Annotated in this window: 1 pseudogene; it reads right to left on the bottom strand. The window is 42.9% G+C overall.

From position 1 onward, the window contains the following. Positions 1 to 169: 169 nt before the first annotated feature. Positions 170 to 359, bottom strand: a pseudogene (locus AK963_RS36430) (IS630 family transposase); the annotation flags it as partial.

The raw sequence follows: 359 nt of genomic DNA, 5'->3' as shown, positions 1-359 counted from the left end.
TTCGTCAAAATACCCCCTTTCAAGTCTCTCATACCGTAGCGTTTGAACCTTTGATGACATTTTACGATGAACACAACAGACCATTATGCATTGCTGATATTGATTAAACCTCTACCTCATACTGCGCCAGGCTTGGCGCAGTCCCTTTTATACCAATTGAATTTTCTAACTACTGTATAACTGCCCAATCACGGGAGCACAGACTGAACAGTCGACCAGCTTCGCTGCAAAGGTTATTCCAAGCTTCACAGCAACAATCTACAATATTTTCATAACCTGAAAATGCTTTGTTTGATAAGTCATGCTCCCGCATCCACTCCCATAGCCTTTCTGAGCTGTTTAACTCCGGTGCGAATGGT

Origin of the sequence: Endozoicomonas atrinae (assembly GCF_001647025.1) — a bacterium.
Classification (GTDB): domain Bacteria; phylum Pseudomonadota; class Gammaproteobacteria; order Pseudomonadales; family Endozoicomonadaceae; genus Endozoicomonas; species Endozoicomonas atrinae.
Note: the sequence above shows the minus strand (reverse complement) of the source record. Positions and strands in the feature narration are given on the sequence as shown.